This window comes from Miniphocaeibacter halophilus (genome assembly GCF_016458825.1).
Taxonomy (GTDB): Bacteria; Bacillota; Clostridia; order Tissierellales; family Peptoniphilaceae; genus Miniphocaeibacter; species Miniphocaeibacter halophilus.
The window spans coordinates 469,516-490,490 of sequence record NZ_CP066744.1; the positions used below are offsets into that span (position 1 = coordinate 469,516).

The 20,975-nt window shown below is 30.8% G+C and carries 17 protein-coding genes; all 17 read right to left on the minus strand.

The features are described from left to right. Positions 1–45 precede the first annotated feature (45 nt). On the minus strand, positions 46–1,389 hold the full coding sequence (locus JFY71_RS02260; RefSeq protein WP_243661431.1) for a uracil-xanthine permease family protein: 1,344 nt from the start codon (positions 1,387–1,389) through the stop codon (positions 46–48). Between the two features lie 99 nt (positions 1,390–1,488). Further along, positions 1,489–3,777, minus strand: coding sequence for a xanthine dehydrogenase family protein molybdopterin-binding subunit (locus tag JFY71_RS02265; RefSeq protein ID WP_243661432.1), 2,289 nt, complete (start codon positions 3,775–3,777; stop codon positions 1,489–1,491). A gap of 1 nt (position 3,778) precedes the next feature. Continuing rightward, positions 3,779–4,561 carry an FAD binding domain-containing protein gene (locus JFY71_RS02270; RefSeq protein ID WP_243661433.1) on the minus strand — a complete coding sequence of 261 codons (783 nt, stop codon included), beginning with the start codon at positions 4,559–4,561 and terminating at the stop codon, positions 3,779–3,781. Further along, positions 4,558–5,022, minus strand: a complete 465-nt coding sequence (locus tag JFY71_RS02275; RefSeq protein WP_243661434.1) for a (2Fe-2S)-binding protein — start codon at positions 5,020–5,022, stop codon at positions 4,558–4,560. Before JFY71_RS02275 ends, JFY71_RS02270 begins: the two co-directional genes overlap by 4 nt. A 4-nt stretch (positions 5,023–5,026) precedes the next feature. Then, the gene (locus JFY71_RS02280) at positions 5,027–6,427 is read right to left on the minus strand and encodes an amidohydrolase family protein (protein WP_243661435.1); all 1,401 of its coding nucleotides are present in this window, start codon (positions 6,425–6,427) and stop codon (positions 5,027–5,029) included. 74 nt (positions 6,428–6,501) lie between these two features. After that, positions 6,502–7,845 carry a uracil-xanthine permease family protein gene (locus tag JFY71_RS02285; protein WP_243661436.1) on the minus strand — a complete coding sequence of 448 codons (1,344 nt, stop codon included), beginning with the start codon at positions 7,843–7,845 and terminating at the stop codon, positions 6,502–6,504. An 82-nt stretch (positions 7,846–7,927) separates the two neighbouring features. Further along, positions 7,928–8,599: a flavodoxin family protein gene (locus tag JFY71_RS02290; RefSeq protein WP_243661437.1), complete on the minus strand. Its 672-nt coding sequence runs from the start codon at positions 8,597–8,599 to the stop codon at positions 7,928–7,930. Further along, positions 8,592–10,820 (minus strand): xanthine dehydrogenase family protein molybdopterin-binding subunit, encoded by a 2,229-nt coding sequence (locus JFY71_RS02295; protein ID WP_243661438.1) that lies wholly within the window; start codon positions 10,818–10,820, stop codon positions 8,592–8,594. The genes JFY71_RS02290 and JFY71_RS02295 overlap by 8 nt, the downstream gene beginning before the upstream one ends. Before the next feature lies 1 nt (position 10,821). Further along, positions 10,822–11,292 carry a (2Fe-2S)-binding protein gene (locus JFY71_RS02300; RefSeq protein WP_243661439.1) on the minus strand — a complete coding sequence of 157 codons (471 nt, stop codon included), beginning with the start codon at positions 11,290–11,292 and terminating at the stop codon, positions 10,822–10,824. Positions 11,293–11,328: 36 nt separating this feature from the next. Further along, a complete protein-coding gene (locus JFY71_RS02305; protein ID WP_243661440.1) occupies positions 11,329–12,663 on the minus strand; it encodes a dihydroorotase in 1,335 nt (444 codons plus the stop codon). A 1-nt stretch (position 12,664) separates the two neighbouring features. Next, the gene (locus JFY71_RS02310; RefSeq protein ID WP_243661441.1) at positions 12,665–13,633 is read right to left on the minus strand and encodes a dipeptidase; all 969 of its coding nucleotides are present in this window, start codon (positions 13,631–13,633) and stop codon (positions 12,665–12,667) included. A gap of 12 nt (positions 13,634–13,645) precedes the next feature. Beyond that, the gene (locus tag JFY71_RS02315) at positions 13,646–14,695 is read right to left on the minus strand and encodes a 4Fe-4S binding protein (protein ID WP_243661442.1); all 1,050 of its coding nucleotides are present in this window, start codon (positions 14,693–14,695) and stop codon (positions 13,646–13,648) included. Next, positions 14,696–16,000 carry an amidohydrolase family protein gene (locus tag JFY71_RS02320; RefSeq protein ID WP_243661443.1) on the minus strand — a complete coding sequence of 435 codons (1,305 nt, stop codon included), beginning with the start codon at positions 15,998–16,000 and terminating at the stop codon, positions 14,696–14,698. It abuts the gene before it with no gap. Position 16,001: 1 nt separating this feature from the next. Next, the gene (locus JFY71_RS02325) at positions 16,002–18,281 is read right to left on the minus strand and encodes a xanthine dehydrogenase family protein molybdopterin-binding subunit (protein WP_243661444.1); all 2,280 of its coding nucleotides are present in this window, start codon (positions 18,279–18,281) and stop codon (positions 16,002–16,004) included. Then, complete coding sequence (locus JFY71_RS02330) at positions 18,271–19,050, minus strand: FAD binding domain-containing protein (RefSeq protein ID WP_243661445.1); 780 nt, start codon at positions 19,048–19,050, stop codon at positions 18,271–18,273. Before JFY71_RS02330 ends, JFY71_RS02325 begins: the two co-directional genes overlap by 11 nt. 15 nt (positions 19,051–19,065) lie before the next feature. Beyond that, positions 19,066–19,506, minus strand: a complete 441-nt coding sequence (locus JFY71_RS02335; RefSeq protein ID WP_243661446.1) for a (2Fe-2S)-binding protein — start codon at positions 19,504–19,506, stop codon at positions 19,066–19,068. Between the two features lie 52 nt (positions 19,507–19,558). Next, a complete protein-coding gene (locus tag JFY71_RS02340) occupies positions 19,559–20,974 on the minus strand; it encodes an amidohydrolase family protein (RefSeq protein WP_243661447.1) in 1,416 nt (471 codons plus the stop codon). Position 20,975 lies beyond the last annotated feature (1 nt).

A 20,975-nucleotide genomic window follows, 5' to 3' on the forward strand; every position in this document is an offset into this window, starting at 1 on the left:
TTTATATATTCCTAATTAATGTTCTAAAGTTAAAATAATCATCTATTAATTCTTACCCTTTTTTAATACTTTTTCAATAATATAGAATAATCCTTGTAAGAATAAAGCTATTAAAGCTCCTAATACTACGCTAGAATCCCCTATAACTGTTGCTAATGTTGTCGGAAAATATACAAGAGCTTCTTTTGTTCCTGTTATACCAAGACTTGTTGCAATTGCTACTCCTGCAATTAACATATTTTTCTTAGTAAACTCTTCCTTTGTAAGAAGATTAACTCCCGCCATTGCTATTTGTGAAAATATGACTAATGTAGCTCCTCCAATTACACAAGAAGGCATTGAAGTTATTATTGAACCTATTTTAGGTGAAATACCACCTAATATTAAGAAAAATGTTGCTGTAGCTATTACAAATCTACTAACTACTTTATTTAAAGATACTATAGCTGCATTTTGACTAAATGCTGCTACAGGTATTGAATTTAGTAAAGATGCACATATTGATCCTAATCCTACTCCCATAACACCTGAGGATAATTCTTTTTCTGTTACATCTCTATCTAATCCGCCTACTGTAGTTAATGTTAAATTCCCCATTAAATCCGCTACAGAAACTATGTATAACAATATAAACATGACTATTATGTGAGGTTTAAACTCTATTCCAAATGCTAAAGGTTTTGGTATAGATACCCACGCCGCCTCTTTTACTGCCGAAAAATCAACTATTCCCATTGCTGCAGATATTATAAATCCTGCTATTATTCCAACTAAAATTGCAATATCCTTTATAATACCTTTACCATAATTTTGTAACACAATTATTATAAGTGCTACTATTAATCCTATTACAAAGTTTATAATATAACCATATTCAGGAGAATTCGCCCCTCCCGCTAGATTATTAATAGCTGTAGGAAACAGCCCTAAACCCATACATGTAATTATTGTACCTGAAATTACAGGAGTAAAAATTCTTCTAATTTTACTAACTATAAATAAACCGAAAAATATATGAAAAATTGCTCCTGCTATTTGACCACCTACCATAGCGGCCATTCCATATTCTTCAACAACTCCTAGACAGCCACCTAGGAATAAATAACTGGTTCCCATTATTACAGGTAGTCTGACTCCAAATTTGTAACCTTTTATAAATGGTGGTGGATATAACTGAATTAGAGTAGCAATTGCTGCTGCTAGCATTGCTCCTTGTACAAGCATTGTTGATTGAGCTTGACTTAATCCAAGAATTTGTGTAATTAATAACGCTGTAACACTATTTCCAAAAACCATTGCAAATAAATGCTGCAAACCAAGGGGTACGGCTTCTCTTAACGGTGGAATTCCATCAAGATCAAACTTGGATTTATTTTTTTTATTAATCATATTTTCCCTCCAATTTTTGTATTCACAAAATCATAATGAATTCTATATCGTTTTTTATATTCAAGAAGAAGTTTTTATTAGTTATTTTTTTAGAAGACCTTACTTTTCTTCCCTTTTTCTCATTCCCATAAAAACTTTTTCTGGTGTAATTGGTAATTCTCTTCCTTGAAAGCCTACTGCATTACATATCGCGTTTGCTATTGCCGGGCTTGGAGTATGAACAACAGCCTCACCTATTGATTTTGCTCCATAAGGACCTGTCGGCTCATAATCAGATTTAAACTCAACTATAACTTCTCCAACATCAGATTTGACTGGGATATTATAATGCATGAAATTATTTGTTAGCAAATTACCTCGTTTGTCATATACAACATCCTCGTATAAAGCTAAACCTATCCCTTGCATTAAACCTCCCTCTGCTTGAACCTTAGCTAGATTAGGATTAATTATAGTTCCGCAATCAGCTACTAATACAAATTTTATTAAATCTACCTTTCCTGTTAATGTATCAACTTCAACTTCTGCAAATCCTGCCATAAATGGTCTTGGCTTTTCCCTAGAACCATAGGATGCTTTTACCATTATTTGATCTGTATTTTCTCCAATAAGTGATTCTCTAACTATTTCAGTTAATAAAACATACATTGATTCATCTTTTTTATGTCTAATTCTATCTTTTTCTAATACTAAATCGCATTTTGCTAAACACATTTTTTTACTAGCAATTTCTAATAATTTTTCCTTTAACTTATCTCCTGCTCTTACTACTGCATTACCTGTTATATATGTAGTACATGAAGCATAAGCTCCTGTTTCATACGGTGCTGTATTTGTATCACCTGTACATATACTTATACTATCCATATCCGTATTTAAGGATTCTGCTGCTATTTGACATAAAACTGTCTCTGCCCCTGTTCCTAAATCAGAAGATCCTACCATTAACATATAACTTCCATCTTCTTCTAGCCTTAAAATAACGGTTGCTGTATCCTGTCCTGCAATTCCTGAAGTATGAAGTGCCAAAGCAGCACCTACTCCTCTAACTTTATTTTCTCCAACTTTAACCCTAGGATACTTCTTATCCCATTCTATAAGATCTTTACCTCTATTAATACATTCCTCTACATTAAAGCTTCTCATTTTATGAGGTAATATTCCGCCTTCAGCGCCTTTTCTTATTGTATTTTTCAACAATAATTCCACTGGGTCCATATTTATTTCCCTTGCTAACTCATTCATAATTGAAGCCATGGCAAAAGTACCTTGAGTTGTACCATAACCTCTTAATGGACCTGATGGTACCATATTTGTATAGACAGATTTTCCATTAAATCTTATTGCTGGAACTCTTGCATACATAGGAAGAACATTTTGCCCAGATTCCATGGTTACTGCGGCAGCATTTGAACCATAAGCCCCTGTGTTACTTAAAACCTTCATATCAATGGCTTTTATATTACCTTCTTTATCTGAACCTATTTTTATTTTACTTATAATAGGATGACGTACACTTGTGGCCATAAACATTTCTTCCCTATCCATTATTAATTTACTAGGTCTTTTTGTTTTATTAGTTACAAAGGCTACATAAGGTTCCGTTATTGATAGTTTTTTTCCTCCAAAAGCTCCACCTACTTTTGCCGCTTTCAATCTTACATCCTTTATTGGTAAACCTACTGCTTGAGCAGTTTGTCTTCTCATATGGGATATAGTTTGATTTCCAGATACAATTGTTAACTTTCCCTTATCATCTATATATGCATAGGATCTATTTGTTTCCATACTGCAATGTTGCTGAGCTTGTGTTCTATAAGTTCTTTCTAATATAACATCACAATTTTTAAACTCTTCATCAACATCGCCTTGAGATACGCTAAAATCAGAAACTAAATTTCGGCTATTATCATATTTCGTAAAAGGTTTACCATGATGTCTTTTACCTTCATGAATTATTATTTCATTATCTAAGGCTTTTTCCATATCTAAAACAGGCTCAAGGACTTCGTAATCAACTTTGATTAATTTCCTTGCCTTTTCAGCAATTCTTTCATCTTCTGCAACTACAATTGCAACTTCATCTCCTACAAATCGGACAATAGGTTCTAATAATATCCTATCGTGAGGAGCCATTTCCGGAGCAGCCTCCCCTCCTTCTGAATATCTTATTTGTTCAACGTCCTTATATGTATAAACATCTACTACTCCATCAAGAGATTTTGCTTTTTCTACATCTATATCCTTTATTTTTGCAAATGCGTAAGGACTTCTTAAAATCTTTATACTTAAAACATTTTTTTGATCTATTAAATCATCTGTATAAATTGGTCTACCTGTTAATATAGCTTCACTATCTAATTTCTTATAGCTTTTACCTACTACCATATTAATCACCTATTCTTTCTTTCATTTTGGTAATCAATACTGCACATAAACCTTTTCTATATTCTTTAGTCCCTTTTACATTAGTACCAAAGTTTAATTCTTCGCAAGCAAGCTTCCTAATTTCATCTAATTTTTGCTTTTCTTCCAAAGCTTTACTAGCTTTTTCTGCTATTTCTGCTTTTGTAGGTCTTGCCCCTATTGCTATTTTTGCAGTACCATCTTTTCCAATATACATAGCTCCATTTAAAATTGAAAAATCACCAGAGGTTTTCCTAATATTCTCAAATACAGCCTTTCCATCTTTCTTAGGAATAATAATCTCTTTTAAGATATCTTTTTTATATTCCCTTTTTAAAAAATCCTTTAAGTCAATAATCCCTTCTGAATGAAGATTAACTTTTGCATCTAAGACCAATAGACATGGTAACAAGTCTGAGAATCCATATTTAGAAAAAACACCTGCTCCAACTTGAGCCATATTTCTAAATTGAACACCAACTATGCTGCTAACACTTTCACATAATATTCCATTACAGTAATTTTTTAAAACTAAGCTGGTTTCTATTTCCCTTAGTGTTGTTGTTGCACCTATTCTTATTTCCTTTTCCTCATCTTTTATGTAATTTAAATTAAGGTTAATTAAATCTATTCCTAATCCTATTGTTTTTGATCCTATTTTTATAAAAGCACAACCACCTAATATTTGGTTATTCTTCTTTTCAATTAACAAATCATATGCCTCTTCAATTGTATTTGGTGCGATATAATTTTTTATTGTAATCATATGACTTCACTCCGTGTACTTTTTAAATCTAGATATTTTTTTATGGCTCTAATCTGTCCTTTATACCCTGTACATCTACATAAATTTCCATCTAAATAATGATATATTTCTTCTTCTGTAGGATTATCTATTTCATTTTCTAATGACATAACAGCCATTATTAATCCTGGAGCACAATATCCACATTGATCTGCTCCCTCTTCAGCTAAAAAATCAACTAAATATTGAGACCTTTCCCTTACTCCTTCTAAGGTTGTAATTTTTCTCCCTTCCGCTCTTAATGTTAAATAAGTACATGATAAAATTATTTTTTCATCTAATAAAACTCCACAAACTCCACATGAACTACTTTGACATCCCTCTTTCACACTTAAATAACCTAATTTTCTTAATGTTTCTAACAAAAATTCATCTGGTCTAACATCTACATCTATTAATTTATTGTTAATATTTAATTTCATATCATCACCTATTCCATTTATGTCCAGACATTCTATTTGTTATATTCCCTCTACTACATAAATCCTCTGCTGAATTCTGTATTTTTTTAAGAGTTTCTTCTTCAGAATCAAGAGTAAGAATTTTCCTATTTTCCATAACTATATTTCCATCTATAATAACCGTTTCTACATTTTCAACTCCTGAAGAATATACTAATGTTGAAACCGGGTTATGCATAGGTATTGCTTTAGGATTTAACATTGGATTAAATACAAGCAAATCCGCTTTTTTACCAATTTCAATAGAACCTATTTCTTTATCCAGTCCAATAGCTTTTGCTCCATCTATTGTCGCCATTTCTAACACTTTTTCAGCTGTAATAGAAACCGGGTCTAAAGTTTTTACTTTTTGCTGTAATGCAGTTATTTTCATAGTCTCAATTATGTCCTGAGAATTATTACTAGCAGCCCCATCAACTCCTAAACCTACAGTAAGTCCCATTTCTATCATTTTTGTAATGGGGGCCGTCCCTGAAGCCAAATACATATTACTTACAACATTATGAGATACCTTCATATTATATTCTTTTGCTTTTAGTAATTGCTTATCATTTAAAACAACACAGTGAACCATTAAAACATTCTCACCATTTATACCTAAATCTATAAGAGTATCAAAATCATCTTTTCCATGAATTTTATTTGAAGCAACATTATTAAAATCAGTTTCTGATAAATGAACGGCAAATAAAGCATTATACTCATTTGTAATATCATAAACTCTTTTTAACATTTCATCTGTTGCTGCCCATACAGATGATGGAGAGGTACCTATTTGTATTCTTCCATTTTCAATATTATGATATCTATCAAATAGTCTGTATAAATCTTCCTCTACAGTTTTAATATCTTGTGTAAGTTCTAAAGGAGTACCAAATTCATTGCCAGTATTTATCATTCCTCTGCCTATAATTCCTCTGATTTTCAAATCCTTATAGGCTTCAACTATACTATCTGTTAGTTTCGGCTTGCTATGGGTGTGCATATAATCTACTGTTGTTGTTACTCCACTTTTTATAGCTTCTATTCCTCCAGACATTGCACCATAATATACATTTTCTTCCGTTAGATATATAGCTGCTTGAAACATCATATCTGATAACCAGTGGTGTAGTTCCATATCGTCGCCGAGACCTTTTAATAAGCTTTGAAACAAATGTGTATGTGTATTAATAAACCCTGGAAAAACTACTTTTCCCTTCGCATCTATTGTTTTTTTTACATCAGTATATTTATTGGTTAATGATTTATTTTCCCCAACATCTATAATTCTATTATCCTTTATTGCCAAAGCACCATTATATAATATTTCCCTTTTTGAATTAACCGTTACAATAATTCCATTTTTAATAAGAATATCTATCATATCTATCTCCTAAAGTTATTACAATATAAGCAAATACTTATTGTAATAAATATTTGCTTATTCTTAAATATATATTATATTTTTTCTTTCTTTTCATTTTTGGGTAGTACTAAATTCAATGTAAAGGCTACAAGAGCAGCTATTACAATTGGAGACTCCCCAAATACCATTCTAATAATATCTGGAAAAGCTTTTAAGCTATCAGGTACAGAAGTAATTCCCATTCCTAGGGCTAAACTCAATCCTACAATTGATATATTTCTAGGTGTAAGTTCATCATGTAGTATTAGTTGCAAACCAGTCATTGTTATCATTCCAAAAATACTTATTGTAGCCCCACCTAATACTGCCGTAGGTATGGTCGTCATTAAAGCACCAAATTTAGGAACAAAACCTGCCAACAACATAAAAACCGCTGCTAATGCTAAAACAAATCTGCTAATTACTTTATTTAAAGATACTAAACCTACATTTTGACTATAGGATGAAGGTGGTAATCCTCCAAAAAACGATCCCAGTAAAGTAACAATACCACTACCTATTATTCCTTGAGATAATTCGGTATCTGTAGCTTTTCTCCCCATTCCTCCCATAGTTGTACCTGATAAATCACCTATTGACTGTAATGCATTTACTAAACATAAAACCAACATACTTATAATTGCAGGCCAATGAAATGTCATTCCAAAATCACTTATTTTAGGAACAGATAATAAACTTGCACTAGATAATGATGAAAAATCAACTTTACCCATTATTAGTGCCAATATATAACCTACAGTTACTCCAACTATCATAGATGCTGATTTTATATATCCTTTTAAAAAATTATTACATACCACCACAGTCACCAATGTAACTATAGCTAAAATCCAATTTGATAAATCTCCATAATTTGGACTTCCTAATCCTCCTGCCATATAATTTACTGCAATAGGATATAAAGATAATCCTATAGTTGTTACAACAACACCAGTTACAAGAGGAGGAAAGAATTTTAATATCCTTTTTCCTAATAAACCTATAAATATTGTAAATATACCACCAACTAATTGAGCTCCTAGTATTCCATCTATTCCATATTTTGTACCTATTACAGATAGTGTTGGAAGGTAGGTAAATCCTACTCCAAAAATAATTGGTAATTTAGATCCAGTTTTACCTATTGGATAAAGTTGTAGTAAAGTAGCTATTCCTGAAACTATTAAAGCAGCTTGTACCAATAATGTAGTTTCTGTTTGACTTAATCCACAAATTTCCGCAACCATTCTTGGTAATGTTACTGTTCCAACAATCATTGCAAATATATGTTGCAAGGATAATGGCAAAGCTTTTATAAATGAAGGTTTACCATCTAATTTAAACAATTCTTGATCTAAACCTTCATAATCCATTTTTTTTGAATTATTTTTATTCATTAAACTTTCCTTTCGTAAATTCATCATATTCTAATTTCTAAATTAAGAGAATTAAGAACATAAATAGTTAAAACTAATATATTTAATGATCTCTTAAAGGAGATTTACTATCGTCTATTTTAAGATTAACCTTTTCTTTATCCCATATTTCTCTACCGGCTTTTGTAACTATAACCGCCTCTGTAAGTCCTTTTGCAAATCTTTCCACACTATCAATTCCGACGGTATCATCAATAGCCCCTTGTTCTTTCTGATCTTTACTCCAAATAGTTCCCCCTATGTAACATCCTCCTAAACCACCGCTTACTAGCATTTCATGCATTAGGAAGAAATTTATAATCGGTGACTTCGCTGTTTCTTCTCCTCCATATCTTGTTCCACCAGTAGTTATTGCTCCTCCAACTTTATTTTGTAAATGACCTGAATATACTAAATAAATTGGACGAAGTCTATTTAAAGCTGTAGCTAGTTGTGCTGTTATATTCATATCGTAAACAGGAGAAGCAATTATTATTCCATCTGCTTCTAATATTTTAGCTTCTAATTCTTGTAAATCATCTTTAATGATGCACATAGTTTTATTTCTTATACATGAATCACAATGAATACAATATCCAATTTTCTTTCCTCTAACTGTCCAATAGTCCGTTTCAATATCAGGATAGGTTTCACATACTTCCAATGCTCTTTTTAATGCATATTCTGTTGCACCATTTCTTCTGGGACTTCCACATATTCCTAATATTTTAGTCATTTAAATCCTCCTTATTTATTTTTATTGGCAATTTCTTTATTTCAATACCTGTTGCATCATATACTGCATTTAATATTGCAGGAGCCGCTGGTACTACTGCACATTCTCCTATGCTTTTTCCACCATAAGGTCCTGTTTCTTCAAAGCCTTTTACAAAATGTGTTTTAATTTCTGGCATTTCATGTGCTCTAAACATTTTATAGCTACCAAAGCTATCGTTTGTCATATTTCCCTTTTCATCAAATACATAATCTTCTGTTAAAGCATAGCCTAATCCCATGTGTATTCCACCATCTAATTGATTTGTTGCTGCTAAAGGATTTATAACTTTTCCGGAATCATGACAAGCAGTATAAGAAATTACTTTTATTTTCCCTGTTTCCTCTTCTACTAAAACTTCTGCAAAATGCACCCCATAAGAAGTTATTCCAGCTTCGGATCGGTGGCTTTCAACTACTGTTATTTCAGCTTCTTTTTCTTTCTGAGAATAAACTGCTATATCTGAAAGGGAAATTTTTTTGCTACTGTCTGATTGACTTACTACATAACCATCTTCTAAAATCAAATCTTTGGTCTTTAGGATTTCTTCAGCTAATTCAACTATTTTTCTCTTTAATTTTTCAGCAACTCTTTTTGCAGCAGCTCCTTCTACATACAAGCCTCTACTTGCGTAATCTCCTAAATTCCACGGTACCGCATCTGTATCAGCTTCAAGGGTTTCAACCTTATCTGGAGTAATACCTAGTACTTCTGCTATCATTTGTGTTTGCAGTGTTACAGATCCGTTTCCCATATCATGTACTCCTGTAAGTAGAGTAGTAGTTCCATCTTCGTTTAATTTTAAAGCCAGGGATATATAATCTCTATGTGCACCAAATACACCATTTCCATGGGCACCTATTGCCATACCTACACCATGTTTATATCCTTTTTCCCCTACTATGTTTTTCTTCCTTTCCCATTGAAATATTTCACTACCTTCATTCAGACAATCTAATATTCTAGGATTTCCTAGTGGAGAATTAAACCTTTGATCAACGCCATCTGGAAGTGCAGCATTTATTTTTTGCAATTCTACTAAATCAATATTTAAATCTTTAGCAATTTTCCCCATCTGAGCTTGTTGTGCAAAAAATATTTGTGGTGAACCATAACCTCTCATTGCACCTGCAATTGGTATATTAGTATATACTGGAACTCCTCTAAATCTTAAGTTTGGTATTTTGTACACTTTGTAAATCTTATGACTTAAGGCTCCTAAAACATTGTAACAACTTGACGCATAAGAACCTGTATTCAATAGGATATTAATATCCTGTGCTATTATTTCACCACTTTCCTTAACACCTGTTTTTATATACATTACTGCAGCATGTCTTGTTCTAGTCGATTTAAATACTTCTTTTCTTGTTAATGTTACTTTTACCGGTTGCATTGTCATTTTAGATAAAATAGCCGCTACAGGTTCTATAGTCATTTCCAATTTTCCACCAAAGGATCCTCCTATAGATGGAGTTATCATTCTAATTTTATGTAATGGCATTTCTAAAATTTGAGACAATATTACCCTAAAAGCAAATACATTTTGACAGGAACTATGAACTGTAAGTCTATTATCTATAGTATATTGTGCTATACATGTATGAGGTTCTAATGCACCATGATTGACAGGTTGTACTTCATATCTATCTTCATAAATTTTATAGGCTTGAGCAAAACCCTTTTCTACATCACCTGCATTTGCTTTTATTTCATTTAGTACATTTCCACCAGGATGTATTGGATAAGCATTTTCTTTAGCTGCCTCCTCTACATCAAATACTGCTGGCAACTCCTCATATTCAACTTTAATAAGATTCACTGCTTTTTCAGCTGCTTCCATCGTTTCAGCTGCTACTGCTGCAACTCTATCCCCAACAAATCTTACAGTTTTAGAAAATATAGTTTCTGTAAATGGTATATCATGATCATAAAATCTTAATGCACTATTGTATTTTATATGAGGGGTATTAAAACATGTAGCTATTGCCTTTACACCTTCAACTTTCATTGCTTCTGTAGTGTCTATACTTTTAACCTTTCCATGAGCGATTGTAGAATACAAAATTTTCCCATATAACATATTTGGAAATTTCATATCATCTACATAAATTTTATGTCCCGTTGCCTTTAAAATAGAATCTCTTATAGGATATCCTTTTCCAATTATTTTTTCCTTCACACTACATCCCTCCAAGTTTTTTAGCTGCCAGTTTCACAGCTTCAACTATTTGCACATATCCAGTACATCTACACAAATTTTCCCTAAAGGCAAATCTAATTTCTTCTTCTGTAGGATTTTTATTTTCATTTAGTAAAGCCTTAGTTGTTAGTATCATGGCTGGTGTACAAAATCCACATTGAATAGCTCCAGCTTCAATAAAGGCCTCTTGTATTGGATGTAATTTATAACCATCTGCTAATCCTTCTATTGTTTCTATTTTAGAATTCTGTAAATCAAATCCTCTTACCCTACAAGATTTTACTGCTTTACCATCTATAATTACCTTACATGTACCGCATGTTCCTGTTTCACATCCACACTTTGCTCCTGTTAAATTTAATTTTTCCCTTAAAATATTTAGAAGGCTTTCATTTTCATCTCCTATAATCTTATAATTATTACCATTTATATTAAGATAATAATTTTCCATAAAAATCCTCCTTGTGATTATTCATTCTGTATAAATTTACCTTTTTATAAATTTCCCCTTAAAATCTTCATCTAGTATTTTTTCTTTTTCTAATATTTTATTGCCCCTAATATAAATTGCATCAACAGTATAGTTTAACTTTCTATTGTCATATATGGAATATTGACTATTTCCATGTATATTTTTGAATTTCCAGTTTTTCTTACTTAAAATTACAATGTCTGCATCTTTACCTATTTCCAAGGTACCTTTGTTTTTTAAATTAAAAATTTGAGCCGGATTAGTTGATAATTTATCAATGACTTTAGTTATTTCTATATTTCTTTTTTCAGATTCCGATAGGGTTACTAAAATTCTCTCTTCTATACCTGGAACTCCCCCGGCAATATTTTTATAATTTTCTATTCCTAATTTTTTATCTAAACTAAATGGACAATGGTCCGTTGCTATAACATCTATATTTTCTTTTTCTATATTCTTCCATAAAAAATCCACGTCTTCTTTTTTTCTTAATGGTGGTGAACAAATATATTTTCCACCTTCTTCTCTACTATAAACTTCATCTGTAAAAGTTAAGTACTGAATACAGGTTTCAACAAAAAGATTTTTGTGTCCTTTTTCTTTTGCTCTTATTATATTTTCCAAACTCTCTTTTGAAGAAATATGAACAAAATATAATTTTGGATAACCTGTTATTTTCGAGTAATAAATTAATCGTTCAACTGTTTCCGCCTCTGCTTCAACGGGTCTTGAAAGAGGAAAGTCAGAAACTTTTTCACCATGTATATTTTCTGAATAGTTTATTATTTCTTCATTTTCACAATGGACACAGACTGTTATATCTTCTTCTTTTGCAATTGTTAGAAGTTTTAAAATCCATTCATCTTCTAATTTCTCACCATATACTGTATATATTTTTACACTTGATATTCCAAGATTCTTCAATTCTTTTAATTCGTCTAATGTTCTATTATCATTTTTAAAAGCCACTCCATGAAAAGAATAATCTATATATGAATCTTTAGCTTTTTTATGATAATCGTTGATTATTTTTAAAATATTGTTGTTTTTATTTCCATAGGATACATGGTCAATTATTGATGTTGTTCCACCATATAAGGCAGCTTTAGTTCCCATTTTAAAATCATCTATAGTTATTAATCCATCTCCCATATTATGATCTAAATGGGTATGAGCATCTATTCCTCCTGGAATAATAAATTTATTTTCGCAATTAATGGTTTTTATTTCAAAATCATTAATGTTATTTTCTATTTTTTCTATTTTTTCTCCGCTAATTAAAATATCTTTTTTTATAAATTTTTTATTTAATGAATTATATACTAATCCATTTTTAAATAAAGTTTTCATATTATCCCCAATTAAATTCCTGCATAAATCTTTCTACATTTTTATAGGCAAATTTTTCAACTAATTCCATACTAAATCCATTTATATTTAAATAATTCATAAATTCTAAAACTTTACTTGGAGAGTTAATGCCATAATTTCCATTTATACCATCAAAATCTGTCCCTAAAGCTATAATATCCTCCCCACCAATCTTAAAAATATATTGTAAGTGTTCTTTATAGTCTTTAAATTCAGCTTTATTAGTTCCATTTGTAAATGGTGGAAATACGTTTAATCCAATAACTCCCCCTTTGTTTACAATGGCTTTTATTTGTTCATCATCTAAATTTCTAGAATGGTCCTGAATACTTTTCACATTAGAATGAGTAGCCATAAATGGATATTTTGAATATTTATAAACATCCCAGAAACCACCTTTAGATAAATGGGAAACATCAATTATAATTCCATTTTTATTCATTTCCTTGATAACTTCAATTCCAAAATCAGTTAATCCTAGCTTGTTTTCTTCTTCAAGTTTCGAATGGGGATGTCCTATTTTATTTCTATTGTTCCATAATAAAGTTATTAGGGAAATTCCCTTGTTTTTCAGTTTCTTTATATCATCTATTTCCCTTATACATCTTCCATCTTCTATTGTTATAAATAATGATAATTTATTATCCTCTTTTGCCCTAGCATATTGGCTATAATTCTTAACTATTTCTATTTCCTTACTATATTCTTTTGAAGTCTCTTTTAAAAAATCAATACATTTATCTATGTAATCCCAATCGGAAATTTTTCCTATTTTTGGATTATCCCCATAATCCTCATTGTATAAATAAATTGCCATAAATTGAGCTTTTACTTTATTATCCAATAGTTTTTTTAAATTTATATCTGAGTTTTCACCATACATAAAGTTTTCAACCTTTTCGTCCTTTATGTATTTAATAATTGTGTCACAATGAAGATCTATATACATTTTTTACACCTTTTAATAAAATTCTAATGCTGTAGTCGGACATATTGATGAACATAATCCACATTTTCTGCATTTACTCTTATCTAAATACATATCTTCAGAAACCTTTCTTGCATCATATGCACAAACTATTTCACATTTTTTACATTTTATACATTTATCCTTGTTAAATTTAAATTCTCCAACTATAGATTCGGTTTTTCTATGTATTAAGCCTATTATTTCTTCTAATGAATTATAGTTATTGTCAACTATCCATTTTTCAATTTGATTAACTAGTTTTTCTATAGCCTTTTCTCCATAAATTATTGGATATGTACAAACTCCTACAAAGTTAGCCCCTGCCATAAAAACCTCTATAGCATTTTTGTAGGACATTACTCCACCTAAACCTATAATGGGAATTTCAATATTTTTTCTTACTTCATATATATTATTTATATTAAAGGGAAGGATGGCTTCTCCCGTTAACCAACCTTTAGACTTATTTCCTAATGTTGATAGTCCTGTATCTATATTAATTCGCATAGCAGGTCCAATTGAGTCACTAATTGTTAAAGCATCAGCTCCATTTTCTTCTAGTGTTTTAGCAAGTTCTACCATATTATTAACTCTGGAAGGTAATTTTACTATAATTGGTATGTTAACTCTTTTTTTTGTATCTAATAACATTGGTAATAAATCATCTTCGTTATAGGAAACCAATTCTAAGAAAGTAGCCCCTTCTTTTTCTAGTTTTTCTACCATTAAACTTGTTTCCTCTACTGAATGACCACAAGATGCTATTACAGGAATTCCAGATTTTTTCAACTCTGGTAATTCTTTGTTTATCCAAGTTTCATAGTTGTAGTCAGACCATAATTCATCATTTATTAAACTTTTATTTTCTGACATTTGCATATGTGGTACAGGATTAACAGCAGCTTCTAATTTTATGGTTTTTGTAACACAAAGACCAGCTTTATTTTCATGAAGTTTTTTTATTCCTTCAGCACTATATGTTAATGGACCGGAGCCAATAATTATAGGAGATTGTATTTCTACACCTAAAAATTCATACATTTATTTTATACCTCCCCAAAAATCAGTTGCTAATGTCTTTATTTCATTTCTCATATTGTCTTTTTGGTTTTCTATTTCTTTACGGTCATGTTTAAAACCATTTATATAAACATCCTTAATCATTCTCTTTTCACCTTTAACTACAAGTAAGTCATATATATTTTCTTTGTTTACTGGTGTAGAAAACATATCTTCAACAATAATAAAATCTGCATCATATCCTTCTTCTACTTTACCTTGATTAAATCCTAAAGCCTTTGCTCCATTTTCTGTAGCCATTTTAAATACATCTTTAGCATTCATTACTTCTGTATTTTCTAAATTCGCCTTATGAATTAAAAAGGCAAACCTCATTACTTCAAAGAAGTCATTTACATAACCGTCTGTTCCTAAAGCAACATTTACCCCCTTGTCTAACATCTCTTGAATAGGTGCTATTCCGCCACCTACTTCACAATTACTAATAGGATTATGGACCACATTACAGTTTGATTTTTTTATTATATCTATTTCTTTAGAATCTACTTTTACACATTGCGACATTAAAGTGTTCTCATCTAAAATATTCAATTTATCTAAGTATTCAACTGGTGTTAGTCCAAAATTTTTTAATGCATAATTTTTTTCATAAATACTTTCTGATAGATGAAACTGTAAAAATGTATTATTCTCTTTGGCTAAATCCTTAGCCTTTACAATAAATTTATCAGAACAGGTAAATGTTGTATGGGTACATATGCATCCCTTAATATTTTTATTGCTTTTTGTAGTTTCTGTAAATCTTTGATTTTGCTCAAGACATTTTATTCCATTTTCCCAGTTTATTCTTTCACTTGATTCTAAAGAAAGTATTGCCTTTAAGCCAAACTGCTCTACTACTTTACTTTGCGCTTCCAATGTATCTTCTTCTGTTAGAGGACCTTCTGCAGTATCACAAAAAGCTGTTACTCCTGAACTGATCATGTCTAGGCAAGATGATTTTGTAGTTAGCACAAATTCTTTTTTTCTTAATCTATCTTCTATTAACGGCCACCAAAAAACTTTTAAAAATCCTTCAAAATCATTAAAATTATCAAGTTTAGGTATTCCCCATGATAAAATTCCATACAAATGAGTGTGAGCATTTGTAAAAGATGGCATTAATATTGAATCTTTATAATCTATTATTTTAATATTAGCTAGGGAATTTACTTGAGAAATATCGGTAAAAACTTTTTTTATTTTTCCATTTTCTATAAGAATTCCACCATTTTCTATAACCTTATTGCTACTGCTAATTATCCATTTAGATTTTACTAAAAACAAATTAATCCTCCTCTTTTTCTAAAGCCCTTATTATTTTTTCAGGAGTTATTGGAAGAGATCTTATCCTTGCTCCACAAGCATTAAAGATTGCATCTGCTATTGCCGGTGCCGGTGAATTTGTTACTAACTCCGCTATTGACTTAGCTCCAAAAGGACCTGTTGGTTCTTTTTCTGGACAAAAATCCACTATTATCTCTCCTATATCATTTCTTGTTGGAATATTGTAATTAAAAAAATTATTTGTTAATAATTTACCTTTATCGGTAAATATTACATCCTCATATAATGCAAAACCTATTCCTTGAGTTATTCCACCTTCTGCTTGTATTCTAGCAAGATTAGGATTGATTACTTGTCCACAATCTATTACTGAAACATATTTTAAAATATCAACTTTTCCTGTTAATGTATTTACCTCTACTTCTACAAAGCTTACAGCATAAGGTCTTGGAGTATTTCCTATTCCAAATGTTGCATCTGCCATAATGGCTTCTGCATTAGGACTAACAGCTGAATCAATACCTAGTTGTTTCAATGTAACTGATTTATTATTTTCACTATTAACAACTTTTCCTTTTTCCAGTTTCATTTTTTCTGTACTTACGTTTAAATATTTTTTAGCTTTTTCAAATATTTTCTCTTTAATTTTTTCACAAGCCCTAACAACTGCATTCCCCGTTAAATACGTTGTACAAGAAGCATAGGCTCCTTTATCGTATGGACAACTATCTGTATCACCTGATACTAAATTCACTCCTTCCATGTCCGTATTTAAGGCTTTTGCGGCTATTTGAAGCAAGATGGTATCTGAACCTGTACCTAAGTCGGAGGAGCTGGTAAACACCGTAAAAGTCCCATCTTCTTGTAGTCTTAGTAAGACTGTTGCAACATCAATGTTGGATACTCCTGAACTGTGAGTTGCATGTCCCATTCCAACGCCTCTTTTAATATGACCTTCATCTTTTAATTTAAATCTTTTATTATCCCAATCTATTAATTCTTTCCCTCTTTTTATACATTCTTCTATATTAAAACTTCCAATAGTACTTTTATTTAATCCGCCTATATGTCCAGTTCTTATAGTATTTTTTAATTTAACTTCCACCGGATCAAGGCCTAATTTTTCCGATAGCTCATTTATAGCAGAATCCAAGGCAAAGGTTCCTTGAGGTGTTCCATATCCTCTCATTGCACCTGCAGAAACTCTATTAGTATAATATGTTAAGGCTTTATAATCTACTGCATTAATTACCGAATAAATTGGTAGAGTATTTTGACCTGCCTCCATTGTAACCGCTGGACCATTTGAACCATAGGCGCCTGTATTATTGTAGCCTCTCATTTTTATTCCATTGATTTTACCATCTTTATTGGCACCTATTACTAAATCAAAATCCATTTCATGTCTAGTACTGGTAGCATTAAAATTTTCTATTCTGTCGTAAATAATCATAGAAGGTCGTTTTGTTTTCCATGTTACAAAACCTACTATCGGTTCTGTTATACAAACATTTTTTCCACCGAAACCCCCACCTATTCTTATTCGTCGCATTCTTACTTGATTTAAACTTAAGCCTAAAACCTTGGCAACTTGTCTTCTCATATGATATATGGACTGATTGGCAGATATTATTTCAAGTCTTCCTCTTTCATCAATTTTTGCATAGGCCCTTAATGTTTCCATCATTGCATGAGCTTGAGCATGGGTAGAATAGGAACCTGAAAAAACAATATCAGATTTTTCAATTTCAGAATCTATGTCTCCATAGCCTATATGAAATTTACTAACTATATTTTTTTTAGGATCATATCCAAAGTCAAAAGGTTCAAATCCATCATCCTCTTTATGTATGATATCTTTAAGGTTCAATGAATCCTTCTTGGTTAAAATCGGATCAAAAACTTTATATTTTACCTTTATAAGTTTTTCAGCCCTAGTGCAAGCTTCAATATTTTCTCCTACAATTATGGCAACTTCTTCACCTACATGCCTTACTATTTTTTCTAACAAAATTCTATCATGAGGAGATGCTTCCGGATAGGATTCGCCACATTCTGTATATCTGATTTGTTCAACGTCTCTGTATGTATATATAGCAACAATATCTTCTAATTTTTCAGCCCTACTAGTATCTATATCAATTATTTCGGCAAAGGCATAGGGACTTCTTTTAACTTTTATATATAATAAATTCCTATAGTCTATATAATCTTCAGTATAGCTTTTGCCACCAAGTAAATTTCCTTCATAATCTATTTTTTTTATGGAATTACCTATCATAATACTCACCCGCTATATTTCTTATTTCTATAAGCATATCCTCTAATAGCCTTTTCCTTATAAAATCAGAAGCTTTAATATTAGTTCCTAATTCTAACCTTTTCAAATCATCTTTTAAAACTTTTCTATCCTCTTTAATATATTTTCCTAAAAAATCAAACCTTTTTGCTTTTTGTGGCCTAGCACCAACTGCTATTTTTATGTCTTTATCTAATAAAACCGCTAGATTCAACTGTGGTATATCCATTTTAGTCAATCGTCTTGATAAATAAACTCCTTTTTTAAAAGTTTTTTCTATAATTATTTCCATTAAAATATCTCTTTCTATTTCACTATCCATATATTCAGAAACAGAGATAATTCCCTTTTTAAAGAACTTTAATTTTGCATCAAGAACCAACAATACAGGCATTATATCTGAAAAACCATATTTAGCCCAAACAGAACCTCCTATAGTTGCGGTATTTTTCAATTGTATACCTGCACCTATTTCATTTATAGCTTTAGTAAGAATTCCATCTCCTAGATTTTTTATTAGTGGATTGATTTCCACATCTCTTAAAGTATTTGAAGAACCAATAAATATAGTATTTTCATCTTCTTTTATATAATTTAGGTCTAAAGAATTTAAATCTATACCTATATTTTTTTTCCTTTTAGAAATACTTGAAAAACATCCTCCACCAAGAATAACATTACTTTTACTTTTATTTAAAACCTCATACGCTTCTTCAATAGTGCTGGGAGTAAAATATTTTTTTAATTCCATTTTATTTTCCTCTCATTATATATTAAAATACTTTTCGATAGCTCTTAATTGTCCTTGATAGCCTGTACATCTACATAAATTAGCTTTTAAAAAATCATTTATTTCGTCTATTGTAGGTTTGTCGTTCTCAAATTCTAAACCTATTATTGTATTAATAAGAGCCGGTCCACAATATCCACATTGATCTGCTCCTTCTTCAGCTAATAAACTTGCAATTTTTTTTGCTTTATCACCAAAGCCTTCAACTGTAAAAATTTCTTTACCAGCTGCTCTATTAGTTAAGTAAGAACAGGATAAAACAGGTTTTTTATCTACAATAACTGTACAGACACAACAAGAAGCGGTATTACACCCACGTCTTACAGAATTAAAACCAAGTTTTCGTAAGGTATCTAAAAGTTTTTCATCAGGTGAAGTATCTATCTTATATTTTTTATTATTTACTAATAATTCCATTGCTACCCTCTGCCTTTTATAATAAATCTTAGAAAAATTATAAATAATAGTCTTAATTATTATCTAAATAATGATTCCATTTATGTCCAGAACCTCTATTTGTAATATTAGCCCTTAAACATAGGTCCTCTGCAATATTATTAATTTCCTCGTATAGCTTTTTCTCATCATTAATAGATGTTATTTTCCCATTATCCAATATAATTTCCCCATCAATAATAACCGTTTCAACATTTTGACATGATGATGAATACACTAAAGTTGATACTGGATTATGTAAAGGTATTGCTTTTGGATTTAAGTATGGATTAAATATAACTAAATCTGCCAATTTTCCTTTCTCTATAGAACCAATTTCCTTTTCCATTCCTATAGCTTTTGCACCATCAATTGTTGCCATTTCTAAAACTTTTTCAGCTGTCATGGCCACTGGATCTAATTTATCTACTTTATGTAATAAAGCTGTAGTTTTCATTAATTCAATCATATCCTGTGCATTGTTGCTAGCAGCACCATCTACTCCTAAACCTACTGTTAATCCAGCCCTAAGCATTTCTGGTATTGGAGCAATTCCAGATGATAAATACATATTGCTAAGTACATTATGAGAAATTTTCATATTATATTTAGCTGCTCTTTTTATTTCTTCTTCTGTTAAATAAACTGTATGAACCATTAAAACATTACTTCCTGTAATATCTAATTTTTCCAATAATTCAAAATCATTACAACCATAAAGCTCAGTTGTAGCCTGTCTATCAAAAGGTGTTTCTGAAATATGAGATGTATACCAAGAATCATACTCGTTGGCTAAATCATATAGTAGTCTATGCATTTCTAAAGTACACTCCCACATAGCAGCAGGTCCAGTCCAAATTTTTACTTTACCATTGTTAGAATTATGATAATTTTCAAAAAGCCTACGTATATCATTTTCTACTGTACTTAAATCCTGAATAGTAGCTTTCTGTACTCCATATTCTTCACCTGTGTTTTGAACACATCTTGCTAGTATCCCTCTTTGTCCAATATCTAAGAAGGCTTTAATTATTCCATCAGATAAATTCGCCCTATTATGTGCATACATATAATCTAAGTTAGTAGTCATACCACTCTTTATTCCTTCTATTACTCCACCCATAGCAGCATAATACACATCTTCTTCAGTTAATATTGTTGAAGCGGGAAAGGTCATGGTTGATAACCATTTATCCAGTTTCATATCATCTCCAAGCCCTTTTAATAATACTTGAAATAGATGATTATGGGTGTTTATAAAACCAGGAAATACAACTTTCCCTTTTAAATTTCTAGTATTTGCTTCTCTGTACTTTTCACTATCAAGAGAATTCATATCCCCAATATCCACTATCTTATTACCAACAATATAAATAAATCCGTTTTCTATAATATCTCTATTTGGATTTACTGTTACAATTTGTCCATTGACCAATAATAATTCATTCATG